Genomic DNA, 23618 nt, shown 5'->3' with positions numbered 1-23618 from the left:
TTTTTATTATTCAATTCACCTAGTATTTAAAAAAGTAAATTCACAAATAGCAAAATACAGTTTTAACGAATTTCGAAGTTAAACGCTTGACGGGCTTTAATTCTGACCACTTTTCCATCTTCAATAATAGGGGCAAATTTCCATTGTGAAATTGCCTCTAAACTGACTTGGTCAAACTCACAGTTTGCCTGACTCAAAATTTTCGGTTGCTCAACTTCACCAAATTCATTAACAATAAATTCAATAACGACTCTGTGAGTAATGTTTTGTTCTAACAGTGGCTGAGGATAAGTAGGAAAAACAGACGCTAAAATTTGAATTTTACCAGCCGTGGTTTGCAAAGTTCGTTGTGCCATTTTTTGCTGTATTTCTATTGCCGAACCAACAATATTTGACTCACTAGCATGAGCATAGTTAGTAGGTGTTGTTGTGGATCTTTCGTTTAACTTATTTGGTTTCGTAGGTTGTTGGCTGGCACAAGCACACAACATTATTATCAATATCAACAATAAATAACGCATAAGTTAGCCAATTAATTGAGTCTGTGGAAATTAAGAAATACTAGATGACATATCCATTAGAATAAACTTACGATATTTGTTCATGGTATTTCAGGATTTAATTGACTAGCAAAACGTTTAGCATTTCCCACATAATACTCTGCGGATTTTTCTAACATCAATTTTTGGCTGTCAGAAACGGTTTTAACTATTTTTCCTGGAGAGCCCATCACCACAGAGCCATCTGGGATCTGCATATTTTCAGTGATCAAGGCATTGGCACCAATTACACAATGTTTACCGATCTTAGCGCCGTTTAAGATCACACTGTTAATACCTATTAAGCTGTAATCACCTATCTCACAGCCATGTAACATGACTTTATGCCCAACGGTTACGCCTTTACCAATTACCAATGGAATACCGTGATCGGTGTGTAATACTGAGCCATCCTGAATATTACTGCCCTCACCCACTGTGATGAGGTCGCAATCTCCACGTAATACCGCGTTAAACCATACGCTACTGTCTTTCATCAGCTTTACCAAACCAATGACATGGCTTCCTGGCGCAATAAATGCCGGTTGGTCTAATTCAACGTGTTTGTCACCCAATGAATAAATCATGATTTTTCCTCGATTTGGCGCATCAGGCCTTCCTGCATAGTAGAGGCCACCAATTTACCTTCACGATTGAAAAACTGCCCTCTGACTAAGCCACGAGAACTGCCAGTAAAAGGGCTTTCAGCGCAATACAACAACCAATCATTAAAATCAAAGGGATGATGAAACCACATGGCGTGGTCGATGGTAGCCATGCGTAAATTTTTATTACGCACCGAAATACCATGAGGTTGTAGACAGGTACCTAAAAAATGATAGTCAGAAGCGTACGCCAACATGGTTTGATTGAGATGAATATTCCCTGCTAGTGCCTCATGGGCCTTCATCCAAATATAGCGTAAAGGTTCAAGCTTTTGCGGTTTATAGGGGTCAATGGCTTGTACAGTACGAATGTCGATGGGTCGGTGATAGCCAATGGCTTCACGCATACGCAATGACATATCACCAATGGATTTTTCATAAAACTTAATATCAGGCTCAACTGATTCAGGCTCAGGCACCTTAGGCATTTGCGCATATTGATGTTCCAAACCACTTTCAGGGCTTTGAAAAGAGGCCGTCATGTAAAAGATATTTTTACCATTTTGAATGGCTTTTACCCGTCGAGTAGAAAAACTGCGGCCATCGCGTACGTTTTCTACATCGAACAACACGGGCTGATTGGCATCGCCTGGTAGTAAAAAATAGCTGTGAAATGAATGGGCTAGGCGATCTTCAGGTAAGGTTAGTTGAGCAGCCGCTAAGGCTTGGCCCATTACTTGGCCGCCAAATAAGGCACGAAAGCCTAAATCCCAACTCTGACCGCGGAATAAACCCTCTTCAATTTTTTCTAGGGTTAATAATTCAACTAATTTAACGTCTGACATAGGGACTCACTTTCAATATATTTTATTTGCCTTACAAAGCTGAAACTACACAGCTTGACGAGGATCTTTAGGGTAAAACTTATCAGCTAATTGGGCTTGATGTTCAAAAAAACGGGTATCTTTATAAGGTAACTTCATAAAACCCGAAATACCTAAACCAGTAATTTGTGGAATTAAATCAATAATATCCTTCAAAAGACTTTTAAATTCCAGCTCCATGCTGTGATTTAACAGGCGGTAATAGTTATGAATTTTAAGGTGAGTGGGTAAAGATTCAAAAATGATACAACCGGTATGATGAATACTGTTTAACTGACGGATAATACTCAGCAGTGCCGGGGGTAAGGTTAGTAGTTCATCGGGATCATCACCATCTTCAAAATAAGAATGCATGCGAGTTTCATCTTCGGTCAGCGAAATACGACTTAATTCATAAGGAATAGACATAGTGGATTCGGGTATAAAAGCCTGGTTTTCGTTGTCTCGTTCAAGATGCAGTGTGTCACGAGCATTAAATAAACAACATTTGAGCACACCTACACGCTGAATGGCACGAGCCAAATTAACCACGTTATTTACTGCGGCTTCAAAGGAAGCTTGCAACTTAGCATCATATAAATTGAGGTTTGAATCGATATACACACCTTCTGCCTGCCACCGTACAGCCAAACCGCCCACTACTGGATATTTACCCAAACGGCTGACAGCAGAGATAAAGGCTTTTTCGGTTTCGCCCATACCCTGCAAATAGTTTTTGTAATAACGCTCAAATTGCGCGTCATTCATGTAACGCAGTTCATTACTATTTGGAGAGTTATTCGAATAGGATTCTGCCCGCAAAAACGATTTACGTGAGCTGTACACCACGGTATCTATTTCTTTTGCCTTGGCGTGGATCCAACTCGGTATTAATACTTTATCTGGGACTATGTGACTGTCGATTAACAACAGGTTTTTCATGTAGCGCATATTTTGTAAAAAGTAGTCACCACCTCGCTGACGCTCTTTGGGATCATCACTGAGCATGGCCGTCAATGTCCGTGCTAGCTCTTGTGGTAAACCCAATGAATTTGGCGTAATCACCCGCCAGCCAAAGCGACAAGACTGGCCTGACGCCAAGGCATACAGGGTACTAGCAAGCCCTTGTTCATCAAAACGCGGTGACGACAAACCACCATTAAGCTGGTCATCACCAATAAAATACACATCACCTAACCTAGCATTAGTTTGCTGCATTTCACTGGACATCAAATCCATGATGTTTTGACTAATAAAATCATGGTGTTCATCTACTTGGGCAAATACCGAAGAGCCCCAGTCAATCAAACCAACATGCTCAGTACTGGGATCAAAAACGATGTTTGAAGGTTTTATATCACCGTGCACTATGGGCTTTTTATGACCTTGTTGCACAAAGTTGCGTAAATACCACAATACATCCGCCATTTGACTGGCGATCTTCACAATTAAACGTGGCGATAAAGGCCCTTGTTGCAGAGATATTTTTTCTAAATCCTCCCCTGCTGCGCGCTCCATCACTAAAATCGCTTGCTTTTTTACCCGCTGAAATTCAATTAACTGAGGCACATTGACATGCTCAACTTGGCTGAGCATGTAGGCTTCTTCTTCGAGCCTGTCTTGAATATGCTGGGGTAAATTAACCCGTGAAAACTTAAACACTAACTGGCGTTGCATCTCACTTGAGTCTATCTCTCTTGAATCAATAACAGTGGAGTTTGCTGCGGGAAGTTCACCAGCAAAGGCAAAACCAAAGGCGCCTTTGCCAATTAACTGAATATTGTTGTAACCCAGTAGTTCAAGTTGTTCGGTACACAACCTGAACCAGTCTTTGAGTTTTTTAGCATCTTTATGGGACAGTAAGTAAATTGACTGCTCATCAGGAATATAAAAATGTTTTATCCCAGCTGGTGGCAACATCGAGATATTTTACTCTTTAATCAGCCATTCGACTTTGGCCTTAGCCGCCGAGTCTTGGCCTAAAATTGTGCGTAATTCATCGACAGCTAATTTAATCTGCTCGTCAAACTGCCAAGGTGCATTAATAATCGCCATGCCTGAGCCATACATACCCGCACCAGCCTTATTTTCAGTTACGCATAACTCAATATTAAGCATGTTTTTAAAGGGTTGTGACGAAAGTGTCTGTAATAACAGCTCACTCTTACCCATCTTGCTCGCTGTTAAAAATTTCGCGTCGTCACTATCCTCTTTTGGCGCAATTAACGGGTACCAAATGGCAATGATGCCACCACTCCATTTTTTAAGAGCTTGAGTTACCGAATCAAATACCTGTTGGTATTCATCGGCCATTTCATAAGAGGGATCAATTAATACCATGCCTCGAGGCAAACTAGGAGGCGTCATGGCTAGCAAACCTTCAAAACCATCACGGTGATGTATAGCGACATTTTTGCCGTTTAGGTTGTGGCGTAAGTTATCAATTTCTTTATTGTGCCATTCCATCAAAATCAGTTTGTCTTGTGGGCGTAGTAAAGTACTGGCGATTTCAGGAGAGCCCGGATAATTACCGTGGCGATGATAGTGAGAAATAAGCTCCACATACTGCTTAATATGGGGATTGTCGCCTTGATATTTCATCAACAGTTCAATGCCTTGACGAAATTCGTTGGTCTTTTTAGCGTTATCGGACTCCAAATCATAAAGCCCTGCGCCACTGTGGGTATCAATATACACAAAACCCTTATCTTTGATTTTGAGTTTGTCGATTAACAACATTTGGCACAGATGTTTTAATACATCCGCATGATTACCCGCATGAAAACTGTGACGATAACTAAACAAGCGACAACTCCTGATCGATAAAGATAAAAAACCCGCATTAAGCGGGTTTAAACACAAACTAGAACGCTACTTCAATTCTAACAACATTGTGAGTGGATTTTCTAAATAAGATTTCCATAAGTTGTTAAATCTCACCATGGTCGCGCCATCGATAATACGATGATCCCCCGACCAACTGACCTGCATGATATTAACTGCAACTACATTGTCGTTAGCATCAAAGCGCGGTAAACGTTGAATTTTACCTAAGGCGACGATAGCTGATTCTGGTGCATTGATCACAGGTGTTGCCACCGTGCCACCTAATACACCAATATTGGAGATACTAATGGTGCCACCTTTAAGATCGTGATTTTTCAACTTACCTTCACGGGCCAGTTCTATTAGCTCATTGGTTTTTTGCGCAATTTCGAACAAAGACAAATGTTGCACGCCTTTGATATTAGGCACCAACAAGCCAATTTTTGAATCAACCGCCAAACCTACGTTATGATCATCAAAATAGCTAATTTCACTGCAATCAGCGTTAACTTGACTGTTAATAATGGGGAATTGTTTTAAGGCCAGCGACAGCGCTTTAATAAAAAACGGCATAAAACTCAGTTTTACCCCTTGTTTGACAAAGTTATCTTTTAAGTGGTTACGCACTTCAATGAGTTTATCCAACTCAATATCATCGCTCACCATAAAATGCGGCACGGTCAATGCGGCATGAGTCATCTGCTTAGCCATCGCCGCCTTGATGCCACGAATAGCCTCTTTACGCACACCGCCTGTTACATGGCTGGCTTGCGTTTGAGTCATTTGTGTAGCTTGCTTGCTGTTAGACGAAGATAAGTTAGTCCCAGTTAAGTTAGGCGCAGTTAAATCACATTTTAATACTCGCCCTTTATCACCACTGCCTTGAATACTGGCTAAGTCAATTTCCATTTCCCGCGCCAACCGTCTTACCGCTGGGCTAGCCAAGGCTTTGCCTGTGCGAAGGGCTTGCTCAGTATTTTCAGCGGTCTTATTACTTAGCTGACGGTTTTCGCTTTGTACTGTTTTATCTTGTGAGTTATCAGCAGCATGAGAGTTTGCTACTACACTGCTGTCTTCCACTAACATGGCAAAAAGCGCAGTATGTACCTTGGCAATTTCTCCTTGGGCATAATATAACTTACTTACTTTGCCAGAATATTTTGCCGGAATTTCAACTAAGGCTTTATCCGTCATCACTTCAACCACAGGTTGATCTTCTTTGATCTCATCACCTTCTTTAATCAACCACGTCACCACTTCACATTCCACTATACCTTCCCCTATGTCGGGTAAGATAAAGTCAACGGCAGCACTGTCATGGCTTGCTGTTGCAGTAGATGTAGTTGATACCGCTTTTTGATTGTCAGGCTCAGGTGTATTGCTTGGCGCATTTGTCAGATCTGAATTGTTATCCTCAGCAGTTTCTAAGGCAAACAGCGGCTCATGTACTTTGGCAATTTCACCGGCCTTATAATACAACTTTGTTACTTTACCGCTGTGCATGGCGGGAATTTGCACTGTGGCTTTGTCCGTCATCACTTCTGCCACGGGCTGATCTTCCACTATCATGTCACCTTCGGCCACTAACCATTCAAGCAACTCACATTCAACTATGCCCTCTCCAATATCGGGCAAAATAAAATTAATCATTTATCTGTTCTCCCAATAAGGTTAAAAGTGCACGCAGCGTTTAATCGCTTCGAATATTTTCAGATGATCAGGCATATATTCCTTTTCATGGGCCAAGGGATAAGGGGTATCTAAACCACAAACCCGAGTTATAGGTGATTCAAGGTGTAAAAAACATTTTTCTTGAATACTCGCGGCGATTTCACTCGCAAAACCGCCCGTTAAGGGCGCTTCATGACTAATTAACAAACGTCCGGTTTTTTGCACTGACGTCGCAACAGTATCGCGATCCCAAGGCAAAATACTGCGTAAATCGATAATTTCACAAGAAATCCCCTGCTCTTCAGCCATCTGTGCGGCTTTTTCTAGGACTTCCATTTGTGCGCCCCAGGCCAATAAACTAATGTCTGAACCTTGTTTAAGCACTTCCGCTTTACCCAGTGGAATAATGTAATCGTCTTCTGGTACTTCGCCTACTGAAGCACGGTACAAGCGTTTTGGCTCCATAAATAACACGGGGTTATCATCTTGGATGGCACTAAGTAAAAGCCCTTTAGCCTGATAAGGATTACGCGGTATTACCACTTTCATGCCAGGTATATGAGCAAAAAACGCCTCTGGTGATTGTGAGTGATACAAACCACCAGCAATACCACCGCCGTAAGGCGTGCGAATGGTTAAGGAACCACAACTAAATTGCCCACCGGAACGATAACGCCACTTGGCGGTTTCGTTTACGATTTGATCAAAGGCCGGAAAGATATAATCTGCAAATTGGATCTCGGCCACAGGAACCGAACCTTGGGCCGCCAAACCATTGGCAAAACCGATAATGCCTTGCTCGGTTAAGGGAGTATTAAAACAGCGATTTTTACCAAACTTTTCTTGTAAGTTGCTGGTGGCACGAAATACTCCACCAAAATGGCCTACATCTTCACCAAACACCATGACTTTTTCATTTTTAGTCATGGCGCTTATCAAGGCGCTATTCACCGCCTGTAACATATTCATTTTCGCCATAACTATAGTCTCCCTGAGGTTTTGGGATAAGCATCGGGATACTTAGCAATATGGGCTTTAAGCTCAGCCAGCTGTTCTTTTAAGTGCCAAGGTGGAACGTCATATACGTCAGTAATAATTTCATCAATTTTACAAATAGGCACTTTTTCAACTCGTTTTAATTCACTTAATACTTCTTGGCGGCTTTGTTCTAAAAACAGCTTATTTTGTTCTTCATCAAACCAACCTTTGCTTTGCATCCATGCTGCAAAACGTTGTACTGGATCTTTGGCTCGCCAGCGCTCTTCTTCATCTTTAGAACGATAACCGCTTGGATCATCGGAGGTTGAATGGGCCGCTAATCTATAGGTCATTGCTTCGATTAGTACCGGGCATTGTTCCGCTAAGGCAATTTCGCGGGCTTTTTGCGTGGCCGCATACACTGCCATTACATCGTTACCGTCTACTCGAATAGTCTTAACACCATAACCTATGCCACGTGAGGCAATGCCGTCACCAGCAAATTGCTCTTCAGATGGAGTGGAAATGGCATAACCATTATTACGACATAAAAATATCACCGGACATTTTAACACCGCAGCCATATTCAACCCCGCGTGAAAATCCCCTTCTGACGCAGCACCTTCACCAAAATAACAAATCGTCACCGCATCTAAACCAGCCATCTTTTGGCCATAGGCATAACCGCTGGCTTGGGGGATTTGTGTGCCTAAGGGTGACGAGATAGTCATGAAATTGAGTTCTTTGACCCCATAATGAATGGGCATCTGACGACCTTTATTAGGCTCTTTTTCATTGCTGAACATCTGATCCATAAACTGCTCAGTGGTAAAACCACGATAGGCCAAAGCACCCTGTTCGCGATATTGAGACATGATCATATCTTGTGGCTCTAAGGCCGCTGCACTGCCAACCGTAGAAGCTTCTTCTCCGGTACAGGCTAGATAAAAGCTTATGCGCCCTTGACGTTGAGCGGCCACCATACGCTCATCCAAAATACGGATAAATTGCATAGTGCCTAATATTTTTTCTGCTTTTTGTTGGGTCATGTCTGGCAGCGTTGCCTGAGCATGGGGCACACCATCAGCTTGTAGTAGTTGTAACATGGGGATGTCTAGCAGGCCGTTGCTTATCACATTAACCTGATGGCTTAGACCAATATTCGACAAATGATTTCTGTCTTTCATTTACTAACCTTTAAGGCAATATAAACACTTTTGTTTTTATTAGGTTTATAGCTTGTTATGAGTATGTAAATAGTAGTGGAGTATTTGAAACAAGACCTTGCGATTTATAGTGCTGGAATAAAATTGCTGGAATCAACTGCCTAAAAAAAATTACTAATGATGATGTTCATCCTATAAATTAATAAATACGGGCCTTTATCTGACAAACTTAAAAACAAAAGGCATCCAAGGATGCCTTATTGTAAAAAACTAATGACTATTCAAAATGCCTTTGACGTTTGGTTTCAATAGTGTCGATGTAACCATGCCAGGTAGCGTAGCCAATCAATGGCATTAAAAATACAAAGCCAATAAACCAAGTCGCGAAACCAATTAACACTGACATGAGAATGATAAAGGCCCATAACATCATTGGAGCCTTGTTAGTCCAAACCGCATGCATACTGGTTAATACTGCGGTAGCTAGATCGACCTTTCTTTCCATTAAGATAGGCTGAGTAAATGCACTGATGAAAAACACTAATAAAGTAAAACCCGCTCCAACAACAGTACCCACAGCTAAAAATGGCAGAAGGTTTTCCCAGTTTTCATCCAAATAAGGGGGATACAAGGCATGGATGACAGAAGCAATACGCAACCAAAAAATCATTAATACCATCAGTAGTATGCCTAAAGCCCACTCGTTTACGGCATTACGTTTGATGGCTTTGATACTGTGCCATAAACTAGGCACATGGTTTTTTTCTAATTCCCAACTGACATCATACAAACCTGCCGCTAAAAAAGGCCCAATCAGAATAAAACACACAATGGCCGGCATGATCACTAAGTGCCAACCAGTAAGCTGCACCAAATAAGTAATAAACCAAGGGATGGCGGCAAACACCACGCCAAAAAATAACGTCAACACCGGAGCACGTTGAGCATCACGCAAAGCTAATACCAGCCATTTAAAGGGGTCACTCATGTTCAGTTGTTTACAGGGAATGACGCGTGCGATATGGCTATCAGAAATGGCATTGTGGGGTGTTTCTTTAAAATGCTGAGACATAAGCTTACTCCAAGATAATGATGTTAATGCTTTTTAAACCTCTATTAATTAGTAAACCACTGGCTCCGCTTTATCAAGGGATATCGTAAGGTACCGCGAGTTTGATGGAAAAAATTCAATATTATTGCTTATTAGACTTAAACAAGGGCTTTGTGCCAATGGATATGGCTATTAAAATGCTCGGCCATCTTTAAATTAAGATCACTAAACCGGGTAAGTTGTTGCTTTTGACCACTGATACATTGCCACACAAACTTATGGCAGTTATTTTTGAAAAGATCATATTCTGAGTATTGAAATAGTTGGTCTCGGGCGCGCTCAGCGGCAAATTCAGCAATCAAGGGTTGTTCAAATTGATCACAAGCCATGTAGATAAATTCTCCGCTGCGGTTTTGCAAAAAACGTTGAGGAGATATACCGCGGATCAAGCCATTGCCTTTTAACTCAATGACATTGCCATCTAGCCAAATTCCGGTGTGCTCAAACAAACCATAAATACCGCAACTGACTACCGCACCATCTGCCGGAATTACACTCTGTTTACCCTCACCGGGCAACAAAGCGATACGACTTTTAATACGTGTTTCTTGTGCATACTCTTTGCTCGCCAATAAAGCTAAAGCCCCAGCACCTAGCCACAATAATGGTAAAGCCATAGTAGTAGTACCCTGTATTACATCAACACTTGTTTATTAAATACCCAATTTTTAAGACTAGACCAAATTACCTTTGTAAGCTGATGTAACTAAACGCGTTTTCAGCCTAAGTTTTTATAAAATCAGCCTTACAAACGAAATTAGCACTTAACAGTGCTAGGCCTAGTGGTTTAATCTGTGAGTATTCTTCAGCATTTGCTATTTCAATGAAAACTCTCAATAAATCCCATAAGTTAGACAATGTTTGTTACGACATTCGCGGCCCGATTCTCGATTACGCCAAAAAGATGGAAGACGAAGGTCACCGGATATTAAAACTCAATATCGGTAACCCTGCGCCTTTTGGATTTGAAGCCCCCGAAGACATACTCAAAGACGTGATCCATCATCTGCCCCGCTCCCAAGGTTATTCTGATGCCAAGGGTATTTACCCCGCTCGTGTTGCGGTTATGCAGTACTACCAGCAAAAGAATATTAAAAATATCACGGTAGAAGACATCATCATTGGTAATGGCGTCAGTGAGTTAATCGTGATGGCCATGCAAGGATTGCTCAATAACAATGATGAAGTACTGATCCCAAGCCCAGACTATCCCTTATGGACAGCTGCTGTGAGTTTGTCCTCGGGTAAACCTGTGCACTATCTTTGTGATGAATCTAACGCTTGGCAACCCGATATCGCCGATATGCGCAGTAAAATATCCGATAAAACCAAAGCCATCGTCCTGATCAACCCTAACAACCCCACAGGTGCGGTTTACACAAAAGAACTATTAGGTGAAATCATTGAGCTGGCCCGTGAATTTGGTTTAGCCATTATTAGCGACGAAATTTACGACAAAATCCTTTATGACGATGCCCAGCATCACTGCATCGCGGCCATGGCCACTGACATCTTTTTTATTACCTTAAGTGGTTTATCGAAAAACTACCGTATTGCAGGTTTTCGCGCTGGCTGGTTGATGGTCAGTGGCAACAAAGGGTTAGCAAAAAACTATATCGAAGGCTTGAATATGTTGGCTTCCATGCGTATGTGTGCCAATGTGCCCAGTCAGCATGCTATTCAAACTGCTTTAGGTGGCTATCAGAGTATCAACGAGTTGATCAGTACCGGCGGTCGATTAAAAGTGCAACGCGACCTCGCCTGTAACATGATCAACGCTATTGATGGTTTATCTTGTGTTGTGCCCCAAGGAGCCCTCTATTGTTTTGTCAAAGTAGCCGCAGAAAAATTTAACATTACTAACGATGAACTCATGGTGCTTGATTTATTGCGCCAAGAAAAAGTCTTAGTGGTACACGGCAGTGGTTTTAATTTGCGCGAAGGTTGTTATTTCCGTCTGGTATTTCTACCCCATATCGACGAATTAACACCAGCCATTGAGCGCATAGGTAATTTCTTTAAACATTATAAACAAGTGAATTAAGTTAAAAATGGATAGTAGTCACCCAGAAAAAAGTCATTTTTTCGCCCATTTATCGCGTATGAAACTCATCAACCGTTGGCCACTGATGCGCAACATACGTACCGAAAACGTACAAGAGCACAGCTTACAAGTGGCCATGGTGGCTCACTCTTTAGCCTTGATCCGCAATAAGTATTTTGGCGGGCAATTAGATTCAAACAAAATTGCCACCATCGCTATGTTTCATGATGTATCTGAAGTCATCACCGGCGATTTACCTACACCAGTGAAATACTCTAATCCAGTGATCCGCGATGAATACAAAAAGATTGAACAACTAGCCGAACAAAAGCTGATCAACATGGCCCCAACTGCATTTAAAGATGATTACGCGGCTTTGATCGATCATCATCAACACAGCCACGACGAAGCCTTTATCGTCAAAGCCGCTGATGTGATTTGTGCTTATTTAAAAACCCTTGAAGAGCTTTCTGCTGGCAATAAAGAATTTGGTTTGGCTAAAAAACGTTTAGATAAAATCCTCAAAGATTACCGTTCAGACGAAGTGAATTATTTTATGAAGGCCTATGTGCCGAGTTTTAGTTTAAGTCTCGATGAGATAACACAAGAAGAGCATTAAACTAGGCTAAGTTAGGATGTTCTAAAAGAAATTAATACAGGAAATTACCTTGGCAGATAATCAGGCGTGGTTAGAAAGAGTACAACAACAAAGTTCCCAACGTGAGGGTGATCACCGTACGCCATTTCAACGAGACAAAGCACGAATACTACACTCTGCCGCCTTTCGTCGTTTACAAGCCAAAACCCAAGTATTAGGTGTAGGCATAAGTGATTTTTATCGTACTCGCCTCACCCACTCCCTCGAAGCCTCGCAAATCGGTCAAGGCATTGCCGCCCAGCTACGCTCTAAGTTTCCAGACCTCACCCTTGAGCTGGGTTTAAACGATACCTTAATCGAAGCACTGTGTTTATCTCACGATATCGGCCACCCGCCTTTTGGTCATGGTGGTGAAGTGGCTTTAAACTACAAAATGCGCGAACAAGGCGGTTTTGAAGGTAATGGCCAAACCTTTCGAATAGTAACCAAGCTCGAACCCTATACTGCAGATTCAGGCATGAACTTAAGCCGCCGTACTTTGCTAGGTTTGATCAAATACCCCAATTACATTGATGTGCTAAAACATAAAAAAGTGCTAGAGCCAATATCCCAAACTCTAAGTCACCGCCAAATACAAGCATCCCAGTGGCACCCACCTAAGGGATTGTATCTGTGTGACTCCAAGATGTTTGACTGGTTACTCGCGCCTTTAAGTGCACAAGATAAAAGCCTGTTTATGTCGTTTAAGCCAACAGTGTCTGGTCACAGTAAAACCCAGTATAAATCCTTTGATTGCTCAATCATGGAGCTAGCCGACGACATTGCTTACGGTATTCATGACCTCGAAGATGCAATAGTTATGGGTATCGTCACTCAATCGCAGTTTATGCAAGAAGTCGCTGAGCCTATCGCGGCTTTGGGTGATATTTGGTTAAGTAAAAACATCATGCCACTGTCGGCAAAACTGTTCAGCCATGAACATCATGAGCGTAAAGACGCCATCGGCGCCTTGGTAAACAGTTTTATAACCTGTATCGAAATTGAAGATCTTGAACCAGCCTTTGATGAGAGTTTGTTGAAATACAACGCGGTATTCCCACCCCTGTATCAACAAGCCTTAAGTGTGTTTAAAAGGTATGTATTTAATCGCGTGATCCTTAAACCCGATATCCAACTACTCGAATACAAAGGCCAGCAAATAGTGATGGAATTGTTTGAAGCTTTTTCCTCTGATCCTATTCGTTTATTACCCGAAAACACCCGCCAACGTTATAAATCTGCGCTAACAGAAAATAATGGTCAACGAGTGATCTCGGATTATATCTCCGGCATGACAGACGGTTTTGCCTCACGTTTATACAGCAGTTTGTTTTTACCCTCAGGACAGGCGGGTTTGGATAAGAGTTTGTTTTGACGGTTTTAGCAATTTGTGAAAAACGAATCAAGCCAAACTTGATTGTTTTTGTAATTATAACAACACTGCTGTTATTTCTATTGCACCATAAAAAATCATGAATATTGCGTGTTGGTCATTATTGTTTGACTGAATTTTGTACTGGAAGATTTCAGGGTTATCACCTAAGGCTTCTATTGTATTGAACTTGCTCGATATTTCGTTACATAGTTTCTGATTTTTTCCGTTTATTTCTATCGCTTGTTCAGAAAAATTCATCATCGCGTTATTTATAATTACTGATTTCCTAAACCATTTTCGTGACGTATGAAAAAAATATATGCCACATGCGATGTGGTGAATAGCTGAATTAAATCGATTTAGATCGACTTTATATGCAGCTGTTTCAGAAAAATTACCATTAACATCACGAACAATAATAGGTTCTAAATTACTGATAAACTCAGTATATACATGAGGTTTACGATCAATGGCACGAATGACTTTGGTTTCAAAAAGTTTGTTTTTATATGCATTTTCAAAGATAGTCGTCGTTAACACAAACCTTAAATATTCATCATCATCTGATTTTGCAGAATTATGTAATTCACAAGACGGCACTTTTATTAAATTTTTTCTGAATCTAAAAGCCTCAGCAGCACGCTTATCTCCTGCAAAGATTCATTTAGGGGGAACATGCTCTTTTGAAGTAGCTAATTGTTCACATAGATAACAAGTACTCACAGTGTTTCCATTTGATATAACTATTACTCGTTCAACCTTAAATAATTTTAAACTTGCAAGACAAATTATTTACTAATATCAGCACTTTGCAGCTATTTGATTTTTAAGTCAATTGCCCGCGTTCGAGTAACAAACTGATCCAAATGGTAAAAACCTTACTATCAATAAACAACACGCGGTATTCTCTTCATTAATTATAAGAAAAATAATCTAGCAGGAAAGTAATTAGGCTTTTAGCCTGTCTATCAAATTAAGACAAAGTTTAACTGGATCAATAACATGTTAATAAAAATCCCCGCCCCTAGTGCTTGTAAAGAAAATCAGGTGACTGATGAAAAAATCTATCATCAACGGCGGGCTATCATAAAGTCTTTGGGTTTTATGGGCGCGGCGTCCTTATTACACACCAGCAAAGCCTCTGCTTTTAATTTATTTGGTGATGATGAAAAGACCGTTTTTGCTACCTCAGCACTGGATTATTCGCCCGCTAAACATTATGTAACTGACGACATTTATACACCTGAAGATAAGGTCATTAACTACAACAACTTTTATGAATTTGGCACAGGAAAGTCCGATCCCGTTGCCAATGCTCAGGGTTTTAAAGTTGATCCTTGGCATTTAACTATTGATGGTATGGTCGAAAAACCCATTACTTTGGGCTACGACGATTTATTTAAAAAACTGGCCTTAGAGGAACGAATTTATCGCCTACGCTGTGTTGAAGCCTGGTCAATGGTGATCCCGTGGATAGGGTTTTCGCTGGCAGACTTAATTAAACAAGCTCAGCCCTTAAGTGGCGCTAAGTATGTGGCCTTTGAAACCCTTTATGATCCTAAACAAATGCCCGGCCAGCGCAGCCGTTTTAGCGGAGGGGGCATCGATTACCCCTATGTGGAAGGATTACGCATTGATGAAGCCATGCATCCCCTCGCCTTTATGGCTGTTGGTTTATACGGTAAGACCCTACCTCCACAAAATGGCGCACCAATCCGTTTGGTAGTCCCTTGGAAATATGGTTTTAAAAGCATTAAATCCATCACTCGTATTAAGCTGACCGATAAAAAACCACCCACTACCTGGAATTTATTGGGCGCTAACGAATATGGCTTTTATGCCAACGTGAACCCTGAAGTTGATCATCCACGCTGGACCCAAGCTAGTGAACGACGCATCACTACTGGGGGCTTGTTTAATCAAAGCCGCATTCCGACTCAAATGTTTAATGGCTATGACGAAGTGGCGCCTTTATATAAAAATTTAGATCTACGCAGAAACTATTAAAACTTAGCTTTAACACTAAAAAGAGAAGAGCGCTGTTGGCATTCAGGTTAAACCACAAATATATTATCGCCCTCAAGGTCGTCATTCATTTGGCGGCTTTTATCCCCTTACTATATACCTTTTATTTGGCATCCATTGATCAACTAAGTGCCGATCCTGTCAAAGCCTTGTTGCATTTCACCGGCATCAGCGCCTTTAATCTATTGTTGCTGTCTTTGTTGGTCAGCCCTTTAGCCAAACAACTCCGCCAAGCTTTGCTGATCAATGTGCGACGTTTACTGGGTTTATATGCTTTTGCCTACGCCCTTTGCCATTTTTTAGTTTATATATTTTTTGAATTACAACTCAATTGGACTTTGTTGCTCAGTGAAATCATTAAACGCCCTTATATCACTGTTGGTTTTGCGGCTTTACTAATATTGACCGCATTGGCACTAACCTCGACCAAAACAATACAGCGCAAACTTAAAACTAAGTGGCAAAAACTGCATAACTGGGTGTATCTGGCGGTATTGCTGGTGGCTTTGCATTTTATCTGGTCGGTTAAATCGGATATCACTGAACCCTTGATTTATTGGGCAATGTCGCTGATTTTATTGAGCCAGCGTAAAGATAAATTAAAGCAGTGGTGGCAAAAGAGAAAGAGACAAGGGCAAGCGTCTAAAAGCACTTCCTAAATCTGACGGGCTGAAACCCTACCTACACTAGAAAATAATTCATATCGTTGTAGGTCGGCCCTTCTACCTTATAAAAGAATGCCGGCAAAAAACTAATTACCGACTTTCAACAATTCCCAATATTGGTTGTAGATGCTTACTGCATCACCCACGTCATTTTGGAAATAACCGGCTTTGATGATTTCTTCTGATGGGAAGATTGCCGGGTTATTGCGCGTGTCTTCTTCCACCAACTCTAATGCATCTTTATTGGCGGTGGCATAACCGATTTCTTCAACACAAGCCGCCGCGTTATCCGCACGTAACATAAAATCGATGAAGGCATGGGCTTCATCAACGTTTTTGGCTCCGGCGGGTATGGCAAAACTGTCTACCCAAAATATTGCCCCCTCTGAAGGATAAATGTATTGAATGGCGGGCTCTTCTTCTTGCGCCATGACCGCTTCGCCACTCCAAATCATACCTAAGCTAACGTCACCGGCTAAAAAAGGCTCACGAGGTGCATCTGAGTTAAAGGTCAATACATTGGGCATCAAGGTTTTGAGTAGTTCGTAAGCTTGTTTGATTTCTTCTGGCTTAGTGGTGTTGGGTGAATGACCGTTAAGCACCAACGCGATATGAAATACTTCGCGTAGATCGTCGGTCACTAAAAGTTGTTTAGCGTATTTTTTATCAAATAGCTGTTTCCAACTGGTGATAGTGGCCGGATCAATCTCGCTACTATTAACACCAATGCCTGTAGAGCCCCATAAATAAGGTGCACTGTATTGATTATCGGGATCAAACTCTTTGTTTAACAAAGTGGGATTTAACTGCTTAAAATGACTTATTTTGCTTTTATCCAAAGGCAGCAACATCTTTTCTTTGGCCATTTTAGAAACATAATAAGCCGAAGGCACTATCACGTCGTAGCCGCTATTTTTTTGCAACTGCAACTTGGAATACATGACTTCGTTGCTTTCATAAGTTGAATAAATCACTTTTATACCCGTTTCTTCAGTGAACTTTTCAACCACGGCTTCAGGGATATATTCACTCCAGTTGTATACCACCACTTGTTTAGCCGCAAAAGCTTGGGTAGCGATCAGGGTCGCTAAACTTAAGGCGATGAATTTGATGTGCTTCATGATAGATTTCCGTTTAGTTACTTTTGTTGAGTTGCTTGTTTTTAGTTAAAAGCACAAATATCGCAATAGATATGGTTGATACCACTAGCAATAAGGTTGCCAATACATTGACTTCAGGTGAAACGCCTACTTTTACCATGGAAAATACGCGAATTGGAAGCACTTCATATTCGGGGCCCGTCACAAATGAACTAATGATGACGTCATCCAAGCTTAAGGTAAAACTCAGTAACCAAGATGCCGCAATGGCCGGTAATAACAGCGGTAAGACTATGCGTGTAAAGATCTGCCATTCACTGGCACATAAGTCTTTGGCGGCTTCAAACAAATAGGGATTAAAGCCTTTTAATTGGGCGTAAACCGTGATCACTACAAAGGGCAAACAAAAAGTAGTGTGGGCCAACAGTAAGGTCCAAAAACCTAAACTCACACCTAGGGCCATAAAAAGCACCAAAAAGGTGATGGCCAGCACAATATCGGGCGACATCATTAAAATAAACAATGCCGAGCTGGTGGTTTTTTTCAAAGGAAAGCGGTAGCGGTAAATGGCTAAGGTCATTAAGGTTCCGACCACTACGGCGGTAGTTGCCGCCAATACGGCCACCAACAACGAATGGCCGAAGGCCGTCATCAGAGAGTCATTCTCAAGAAGTTTTTCGTACCACTTAAGGGTAAAACCGCCCCATTTTTGCCCATATTTAGAACTGTTAAACGAGTTACCCACCAATACCGCTATGGGAGCATACAAAAATACAAGAATAAGGCTGATAAAAATGATCCTAAAGGCTTTCATCGTCTAAGCCCCCTTGCCTTTGCACGTAGCGATTGGCTTTGTAATACAGCAACAGCATTAAACCCATGATGATGATCAAACTCACACTAAAGGCCGAACCAAAGGGCCAGTCTCTGACTACCAAAAACTGGTTTTTAATCACATTACCTAATAACAAACTGGTGGCCCCACCAAGAATGTCTGCCACATAAAACATGCCCATTGCCGGTAAAAACACGATCAAACATCCAGCCACAATGCCCGGTGACGTTAAAGGGATATAGATATAACGCAGCCGTTGCCAAGCACTGGCGCGTAAGTCTTTGGCCGCTTCAATCAACTCGCTAGATAGTTTTTCAAAACTTGATATCAGCGGCAGGACCATAAAGGGCAATAGGATGTAAACCAAACCGAAGATCACCGCAAAATCGGTATAGAGCATGTTCAGTGGTTCATCGATAATACCTGCGCCTAACAAGCCGGTATTTATTAAGCCTTTTTTGCCCAAGATTATTTTGATTGCATAAGTACGAATGAGACTGTTGGTCCAAAACGGCAACATCATTACCACTAACAGGATGTTGCGCGTGGTGGGACTGAACTTAGACAAAATAAAGGCAAAGGGAAAACCCAATAACAAACAGATCAGAGTAGCAATGGCTGATAACCACAAACTACTCAGAAAGACATCAATGTAGATGGCCTGAAATACTTTACTATAGCCATCAAGGGTTAAGGGCCATACCGCAAGGTGCTGACTATCTGGCGTAAAAAAGCTGGTGAGCAGAACCAAAAAATGTGGCACCACCACCATAATAGCCATCCAACTCAAGGTCAGAATAATCACTAAGCGACGAAAACTCAGCATCAGATGGCGCTCTTTTTAATCACGTGTTCCCAACCTTCAACCCAGTCTACCCATACTTTTTGGCGGATGCTGTAGTCAAAATCAGGATCATCTTCGTTAAAAAACTCACTGGATTGGATCATCCTGCCCTCGCCTAAATCTATCAGCGAATCAAGAGTCTGACCGGTATAACTGCGCTCGACGACTATGCCCATAAAACCACTGCGGCCTTGGGGTTTGTCTTCGAGATATTCGATACGTAAGTCTTCTGGCCGCACCATCACATGCACAGGATCATTTTCTTGTAAACGTTGATCACAACGTACTTTTTTACTGACTCCGCCAATATCAACCAAATAAGAAAACTCATTCACTTTCTCGATAACTGTGCCGTCAAATACGTTAATTTCACCGATAAAACGCGCGATAAACAAGTTAGAAGGTTGTTCGTAGATCTCTCGGGGTGTACCTATTTGCTGAGCTTGGCCATTGTTCATCACCAAGATGCGATCCGACATGGACAAAGCTTCTTCTTGATCATGGGTAACATAAACAAAGGTAATACCCAAACGCCGCTGCATTTGTTTTAGTTCCATCTGCATCTGCTGGCGTAGTTTGTGATCGAGCGCCGATAAAGACTCATCCAATAATAACAAACGAGGGCGCATCACGACCGCACGGGCAATGGCAACACGTTGTTTTTGACCACCAGATAATTGGCTAGGAGAACGTTTTTCAAAACCACTGAGTTTAACCAGCTCAAGGGCTTCTGTGACCCGTTGCTGAATTTCAGCTTTAGGCACACCTGTCATCTTAAGACCAAAGGCAATGTTCTGTTCCACATTCATATGGGGAAACAGTGCATAACTCTGAAAGACGGTATTAACCGGACGCTGCTCGGCCGGAATATCGTTAACGGCCTTACCATCAATAGTAATGACCCCGTCGTTAGTACGCTCAAAACCAGCGATAAGACGTAGTACCGTGGTTTTACCACAGCCCGATGGGCCAAGAATGGTGAAAAACTCGCCGTCGTAAATGTCTAAATTAAAATCCACCAGAATGTCTGACGAATCAAAGCGTTTGGATACGTTGTTAAACGCAAGCAAAACCGACTTATCGCTCATGAACAGGCAACTCCCTTCTAATAACGTTGGTCACAAAGAACCTTGTGTGCTGGCAATACGATGTAATGCAGCCTGTTACTTCAATTCGGCATAATAAACATTTTTTCATGCCCTGCCACCATCCCATTTAACTTTGTTGTACTAACTTTGAAAAATGTATTAACACACTTTCTTTAGCTTAATAAATAAACAAACAAAAAAACGCTTGCATGTTTATATATACAGTACTACTGTATGCCCAACCACTGTATATATCATCATGAAAAGGTACTGTTATGGCAAACTTACATGCACTTCCCGTTCAAGCTCTACGTTCTGCGCCTATGCAAAAAGTTGCGCAACAGCTAAAACAACAAGTAGTACAACAATTAGTTGCGCCTCGCTTTGAGCAAAACTCACAAAGCAATACAAAACAGAAATGGACTTATGTACTGGCTAATACCATTAGTTTTAGCGAAAAAGCGGATTTTGTTATCACCTTGCCAAAACCACAAACGACAGTACTAAAAGACTGGTTAGAAAAAATCATTACCAGTGGCCAATGTTCATTATTATTTGTTGAGCAGTTAAGCATTGATGAAATAAGCCACAGACGTATTCAGCACTTGTGTGCAGTTTATAATGTTACCTTGATTAACCTCTTACCCAATGTTAAAGCAGGTCAGGTACTTAAAGGGCCTTGGTAAAATACGGCAAGCCATGGGTTACGAATAAGGCCTAGTTAGAATAAAACTTAAGATGCTGTTGTAAAATGTCAGGCTTGTTTAGAATGTGACTCGTTAAGTAGAAAATAATTGAAGTCCACCATGCAGCCTAATGTTCTACCCTGTCCTTGTGGCAAACCTTTAACCTTTGAGCAATGTTGTCAGTTACTATTGGTTGGCAAACAAACAGCAGCCAATGCCGAAGCCTTAATGCGCTCACGTTTTAGTGCTTATGTCGTTGAAGATTATGCCTATATCTTAGCGACTTACGGCCCTGAGCAACGCCAAACCTTATCGCATGCAGATCTAGAGCAAAGTGCTGTTGGCACAAAATGGCTTAGGCTGGTAGTGCATGGTGCATCACATGCAGGTTTAAATGCTAAGGTTGAATTCAGCGCCTATTATCAAGCAGAACAACAATTTTTTGTGATGCACGAAACGTCCGATTTTATCAGCGAAAATGGCCGGTGGTATTACACCACAGGCCTAATACATAAAGATTCTGGCCCTTACATGCAACAACGCAATGATCTGTGTTTATGCGGTAGTGGTAAAAAATATAAAAAATGCTGCGCTTAGCTCTTTTGTGGTTGATGCATACGCAATAGCTCAGATAAACCATCCCCAGGGATGGGTTTTGACCAATAATATCCCTGACCAATATCGCAACCAAGTGCAATCAGCTTGTTAAGGGTTGCCTCGTCTTCTATGCCTTCAGCTACCGTTTTCAAACCTAGACTCGCAGCCATATTAATGATGGCTTTTACGAGCTGTTCGTCATGTTCATCGCTGCATAACGAGGTAATAAAAGAACGATCTATTTTAAGGGTGGTCGCATTAAAATTACGCAGGTATCCAAGGTTTGAATAACCCGTTCCAAAATCATCAATAGCTATGGTGATCCCCAGTTCGCTCAGTGCTTTGAGTTGTTTTTGTATTTGCTCTCTTTCATCCATAAGAAATGACTCAGTTAGCTCTAACTCAAGTGCTGCCGGAGGTAAACCTGCAGTATGCAACGCCGCTTCAACGGTGTTGTATAGGTTGCCATCTTTGAATTGTATTACTGATAAATTGACAGCAATACGCAAATTGCTAGTACCTGAGCGCCGTTGCTCAGCGCAATAAATACAGGCCTGTTGAAGCACCCACTTACCTAAGTCATTGATCAGGCCGCTACTTTCAGCCAGTGGAATAAACAGATCTGGACCGATCATGTTGCCATTAGGTTGTGGCCATCGTAACAGTGCTTCAATGATGGTAATTTCACCTGTATTCAGGCTTACCATGGGCTGATAGTAAAGTTTGAATTGCTTTTCTTTAATCGCCGGACGTAATAATTGCAATAATTTAAATTTATCATCACTGACTTTATCTAAACTCTCATCGTAATAATGGTAGGTATTACGTCCATCTTGTTTAGCTTTATACATCGCGATGTCAGCTTTGCGACAAAGATTTTTGAAGTTTGTACCATCTTTAGGCGCGCAAGCTATACCTAACGAGGCAGAAATGACAACGCGATTTTGCAGTATTTCGAATTCAAACGAACACTGCTGTATCAAGGTTTTAGCTAAGAGGTCTAATTGAGAGCGGTTATTTGTAAACGGCGCAAGCAATAGAAACTCATCACCGCCAAAACGAATAAGATAGTGGTCGGGCGCTAATACAGCACTTAATCGTAAGGCGAGCTTCTCTAATAATTGGTCTCCAGCGGCATGCCCTAGTACATCGTTGACGGGTTTAAAGTTATCTAAATCTATAAATAAAAGTGCCAGATTCTGTTGTTTTTCCAAACAAACGGCTAAAGATTGAGTAAACAACTCTTCGCCATAAAAACGGTTAGGTAAATTGGTGAGAATGTCGTGATGTGCTAGATGTTGAATTTCTGAGCGGCTGTGTTGTACTTTGGCATTTTCACGCTGCAATGACAGCATCAGACGCTTAATATCATGGACCAATATATAAACACTAAACCCTGTTACTATTAAAATAACCAGTATAAATACCAGATGTGACCAGCTTATAGTTGGAAGGTGGGGAGTGACAAAACCTTGCAGTGTCAGCCAAGCGACAAAAAAACACTGAGTAATTACCAACAGTAGAACAGACAAAAATAAACCAACACCACCTAGAATAGCAGCAAAAATGATGAGTGCAGGATATCCAAGAATGGCTAAATCAAATAGGCCTGCACCAGTCAACGCAAGTGCAAATAACATGGATGTCATAGAGCCTAATAAAATATAGGCTGATGATGATATTTTGTGCTTAAACGCTAAACCCAACGCCAGTATTAAGAAGCCAAGACCCACACTAAAAATAGTAAAAGTAATACCTCTTGCCACCAACAACGTAACCAACAACCCGAGTGCAATTACCCCACAAATCTGCATCAGCCGATGACGACGCAGTTGGCTAAAAACATCTTTTTCTGTAACGTCTTGCCATGCAGCAATTTGAGTTTTGTTGTTTAAGGCCATCAACTACCCTTTGTCATAGTAGTAATTTACTTTAACGCTTAAACAGTAAAAAACCAAATGAA

The 23618-nt window shown here is 41.5% G+C and carries 23 protein-coding genes; 7 read left to right on the top strand and 16 right to left on the bottom strand.

All coding sequences use genetic code 11. The features are described 5' to 3' along the window. Positions 1–62 precede the first annotated feature (62 nt). The 10 genes from AX660_RS09840 to AX660_RS09795 form a co-directional block, all read right to left on the bottom strand. The gene (locus AX660_RS09840) at positions 63–521 is read right to left on the bottom strand and encodes an energy transducer TonB (RefSeq protein ID WP_068376018.1); all 459 of its coding nucleotides are present in this window, start codon (positions 519–521) and stop codon (positions 63–65) included. An 80-nt stretch (positions 522–601) separates the two neighbouring features. Next, on the bottom strand, positions 602–1126 hold the full coding sequence (locus AX660_RS09835; protein ID WP_068376017.1) for a gamma carbonic anhydrase family protein: 525 nt from the start codon (positions 1124–1126) through the stop codon (positions 602–604). Next, on the bottom strand, positions 1123–1989 hold the full coding sequence (locus AX660_RS09830; protein WP_068376015.1) for an acyl-CoA thioesterase: 867 nt from the start codon (positions 1987–1989) through the stop codon (positions 1123–1125). Before AX660_RS09830 ends, AX660_RS09835 begins: the two co-directional genes overlap by 4 nt. Before the next feature lie 45 nt (positions 1990–2034). Then, positions 2035–3927 carry a serine/threonine protein kinase gene (locus tag AX660_RS09825; RefSeq protein ID WP_068376013.1) on the bottom strand — a complete coding sequence of 631 codons (1893 nt, stop codon included), beginning with the start codon at positions 3925–3927 and terminating at the stop codon, positions 2035–2037. 9 nt (positions 3928–3936) lie between these two features. After that, complete coding sequence (locus AX660_RS09820) at positions 3937–4812, bottom strand: 23S rRNA (adenine(2030)-N(6))-methyltransferase RlmJ (RefSeq protein WP_068376011.1); 876 nt, start codon at positions 4810–4812, stop codon at positions 3937–3939. 66 nt (positions 4813–4878) lie between these two features. After that, positions 4879–6483, bottom strand: a complete 1605-nt coding sequence (locus AX660_RS09815) for a dihydrolipoyllysine-residue acetyltransferase (protein ID WP_068376009.1) — start codon at positions 6481–6483, stop codon at positions 4879–4881. A 21-nt stretch (positions 6484–6504) separates the two neighbouring features. Continuing rightward, positions 6505–7482 (bottom strand): alpha-ketoacid dehydrogenase subunit beta, encoded by a 978-nt coding sequence (locus AX660_RS09810; protein WP_068376007.1) that lies wholly within the window; start codon positions 7480–7482, stop codon positions 6505–6507. Positions 7483–7484: 2 nt separating this feature from the next. After that, positions 7485–8669: a thiamine pyrophosphate-dependent dehydrogenase E1 component subunit alpha gene (locus AX660_RS09805; RefSeq protein ID WP_068376006.1), complete on the bottom strand. Its 1185-nt coding sequence runs from the start codon at positions 8667–8669 to the stop codon at positions 7485–7487. A 256-nt stretch (positions 8670–8925) separates the two neighbouring features. Then, complete coding sequence (locus AX660_RS09800) at positions 8926–9720, bottom strand: DUF2189 domain-containing protein (RefSeq protein ID WP_068376005.1); 795 nt, start codon at positions 9718–9720, stop codon at positions 8926–8928. A gap of 137 nt (positions 9721–9857) precedes the next feature. After that, positions 9858–10376: a C40 family peptidase gene (locus AX660_RS09795; protein ID WP_068376004.1), complete on the bottom strand. Its 519-nt coding sequence runs from the start codon at positions 10374–10376 to the stop codon at positions 9858–9860. A gap of 206 nt (positions 10377–10582) precedes the next feature. On the opposite strand from AX660_RS09795, the gene AX660_RS09790 reads away from it, so the two are divergent. Genes AX660_RS09790 through AX660_RS09780 form a run of 3 tightly spaced genes read left to right on the top strand, consistent with a single transcriptional unit; the run spans position 10583 to position 13815 of the window. Further along, positions 10583–11803 carry a pyridoxal phosphate-dependent aminotransferase gene (locus AX660_RS09790; protein WP_068376003.1) on the top strand — a complete coding sequence of 407 codons (1221 nt, stop codon included), beginning with the start codon at positions 10583–10585 and terminating at the stop codon, positions 11801–11803. A 7-nt stretch (positions 11804–11810) separates the two neighbouring features. Beyond that, positions 11811–12422, top strand: coding sequence for a 5'-deoxynucleotidase (yfbR, locus tag AX660_RS09785; RefSeq protein ID WP_082768832.1), 612 nt, complete (start codon positions 11811–11813; stop codon positions 12420–12422). A gap of 49 nt (positions 12423–12471) precedes the next feature. After that, entirely contained in the window at positions 12472–13815 is a 1344-nt protein-coding gene (locus AX660_RS09780; RefSeq protein ID WP_068376001.1) for an anti-phage deoxyguanosine triphosphatase, read from the top strand. A 54-nt stretch (positions 13816–13869) separates the two neighbouring features. On the opposite strand, the gene AX660_RS09775 is transcribed toward AX660_RS09780, so the two are convergent. After that, positions 13870–14415, bottom strand: coding sequence for a hypothetical protein (locus AX660_RS09775; protein ID WP_068375999.1), 546 nt, complete (start codon positions 14413–14415; stop codon positions 13870–13872). Between the two features lie 402 nt (positions 14416–14817). Here AX660_RS09775 and msrP point away from each other — a divergent pair, with 402 nt between their 5' ends. Both msrP and msrQ read left to right on the top strand, forming a co-directional pair. After that, positions 14818–15822 (top strand): protein-methionine-sulfoxide reductase catalytic subunit MsrP, encoded by a 1005-nt coding sequence (msrP, locus tag AX660_RS09770; protein WP_068375997.1) that lies wholly within the window; start codon positions 14818–14820, stop codon positions 15820–15822. 35 nt (positions 15823–15857) lie between these two features. Then, entirely contained in the window at positions 15858–16499 is a 642-nt protein-coding gene (gene msrQ, locus AX660_RS09765) for a protein-methionine-sulfoxide reductase heme-binding subunit MsrQ (protein ID WP_068375995.1), read from the top strand. Between the two features lie 92 nt (positions 16500–16591). On the opposite strand, the gene AX660_RS09760 is transcribed toward msrQ, so the two are convergent. Genes AX660_RS09760 through potA form a run of 4 tightly spaced genes read right to left on the bottom strand, consistent with a single transcriptional unit; the run spans position 16592 to position 20372 of the window. Further along, positions 16592–17626, bottom strand: a complete 1035-nt coding sequence (locus tag AX660_RS09760; RefSeq protein WP_068375993.1) for an extracellular solute-binding protein — start codon at positions 17624–17626, stop codon at positions 16592–16594. Between the two features lie 13 nt (positions 17627–17639). Continuing rightward, the gene (gene potC, locus AX660_RS09755) at positions 17640–18419 is read right to left on the bottom strand and encodes a spermidine/putrescine ABC transporter permease PotC (protein WP_068375991.1); all 780 of its coding nucleotides are present in this window, start codon (positions 18417–18419) and stop codon (positions 17640–17642) included. Next, positions 18406–19266: a spermidine/putrescine ABC transporter permease PotB gene (gene potB, locus AX660_RS09750; protein ID WP_068375989.1), complete on the bottom strand. Its 861-nt coding sequence runs from the start codon at positions 19264–19266 to the stop codon at positions 18406–18408. The genes potC and potB overlap by 14 nt, the downstream gene beginning before the upstream one ends. Continuing rightward, complete coding sequence (gene potA / locus AX660_RS09745; protein ID WP_068375987.1) at positions 19266–20372, bottom strand: spermidine/putrescine ABC transporter ATP-binding protein PotA; 1107 nt, start codon at positions 20370–20372, stop codon at positions 19266–19268. Before potA ends, potB begins: the two co-directional genes overlap by 1 nt. Positions 20373–20647: 275 nt before the next feature. Between potA and AX660_RS09740 the strand changes: the two genes are divergently transcribed. Then, a complete protein-coding gene (locus AX660_RS09740) occupies positions 20648–21058 on the top strand; it encodes a hypothetical protein (protein WP_068375985.1) in 411 nt (136 codons plus the stop codon). 120 nt (positions 21059–21178) lie between these two features. Continuing rightward, positions 21179–21655: a YchJ family protein gene (locus AX660_RS09735; protein ID WP_068375983.1), complete on the top strand. Its 477-nt coding sequence runs from the start codon at positions 21179–21181 to the stop codon at positions 21653–21655. Here AX660_RS09735 and AX660_RS09730 read toward each other — a convergent pair. After that, positions 21652–23556, bottom strand: a complete 1905-nt coding sequence (locus tag AX660_RS09730) for a putative bifunctional diguanylate cyclase/phosphodiesterase (protein WP_082768831.1) — start codon at positions 23554–23556, stop codon at positions 21652–21654. The genes AX660_RS09735 and AX660_RS09730 overlap by 4 nt on opposite strands. Positions 23557–23618: the final 62 nt, after the last annotated feature.

This window comes from Paraglaciecola hydrolytica (assembly GCF_001565895.1).
In the GTDB taxonomy this organism is placed as follows: domain Bacteria; phylum Pseudomonadota; class Gammaproteobacteria; order Enterobacterales; family Alteromonadaceae; genus Paraglaciecola; species Paraglaciecola hydrolytica.
Note: the sequence above shows the minus strand (reverse complement) of the source record. Positions and strands in the feature narration are given on the sequence as shown.

Excerpts from the sequence above, each read along its gene's own strand:
- AX660_RS09795 (WP_068376004.1), bottom strand. The coding sequence starts at position 10,376 with ATGGCTTTACCATTATTGTGGCTAGGTGCTGGGGCTTTAGCTTTATTG.
- AX660_RS09825 (WP_068376013.1), bottom strand. The coding sequence starts at position 3,927 with ATGTTGCCACCAGCTGGGATAAAACATTTTTATATTCCTGATGAGCAG.
- potA (WP_068375987.1), bottom strand. The coding sequence starts at position 20,372 with ATGAGCGATAAGTCGGTTTTGCTTGCGTTTAACAACGTATCCAAACGC.
- AX660_RS09835 (WP_068376017.1), bottom strand. The coding sequence starts at position 1,126 with ATGATTTATTCATTGGGTGACAAACACGTTGAATTAGACCAACCGGCA.
- AX660_RS09810 (WP_068376007.1), bottom strand. The coding sequence starts at position 7,482 with ATGGCGAAAATGAATATGTTACAGGCGGTGAATAGCGCCTTGATAAGC.
- AX660_RS09805 (WP_068376006.1), bottom strand. The coding sequence starts at position 8,669 with ATGAAAGACAGAAATCATTTGTCGAATATTGGTCTAAGCCATCAGGTT.
- AX660_RS09800 (WP_068376005.1), bottom strand. The coding sequence starts at position 9,720 with ATGTCTCAGCATTTTAAAGAAACACCCCACAATGCCATTTCTGATAGC.
- AX660_RS09840 (WP_068376018.1), bottom strand. The coding sequence starts at position 521 with ATGCGTTATTTATTGTTGATATTGATAATAATGTTGTGTGCTTGTGCC.
- msrP (WP_068375997.1), top strand. The coding sequence starts at position 14,818 with ATGTTAATAAAAATCCCCGCCCCTAGTGCTTGTAAAGAAAATCAGGTG.
- AX660_RS09815 (WP_068376009.1), bottom strand. The coding sequence starts at position 6,483 with ATGATTAATTTTATTTTGCCCGATATTGGAGAGGGCATAGTTGAATGT.
- AX660_RS09735 (WP_068375983.1), top strand. The coding sequence starts at position 21,179 with ATGCAGCCTAATGTTCTACCCTGTCCTTGTGGCAAACCTTTAACCTTT.
- AX660_RS09730 (WP_082768831.1), bottom strand. The coding sequence starts at position 23,556 with ATGGCCTTAAACAACAAAACTCAAATTGCTGCATGGCAAGACGTTACA.
- potB (WP_068375989.1), bottom strand. The coding sequence starts at position 19,266 with ATGCTGAGTTTTCGTCGCTTAGTGATTATTCTGACCTTGAGTTGGATG.
- AX660_RS09790 (WP_068376003.1), top strand. The coding sequence starts at position 10,583 with ATGAAAACTCTCAATAAATCCCATAAGTTAGACAATGTTTGTTACGAC.
- AX660_RS09740 (WP_068375985.1), top strand. The coding sequence starts at position 20,648 with ATGGCAAACTTACATGCACTTCCCGTTCAAGCTCTACGTTCTGCGCCT.
- potC (WP_068375991.1), bottom strand. The coding sequence starts at position 18,419 with ATGAAAGCCTTTAGGATCATTTTTATCAGCCTTATTCTTGTATTTTTG.
- AX660_RS09760 (WP_068375993.1), bottom strand. The coding sequence starts at position 17,626 with ATGAAGCACATCAAATTCATCGCCTTAAGTTTAGCGACCCTGATCGCT.
- AX660_RS09830 (WP_068376015.1), bottom strand. The coding sequence starts at position 1,989 with ATGTCAGACGTTAAATTAGTTGAATTATTAACCCTAGAAAAAATTGAA.
- yfbR (WP_082768832.1), top strand. The coding sequence starts at position 11,811 with ATGGATAGTAGTCACCCAGAAAAAAGTCATTTTTTCGCCCATTTATCG.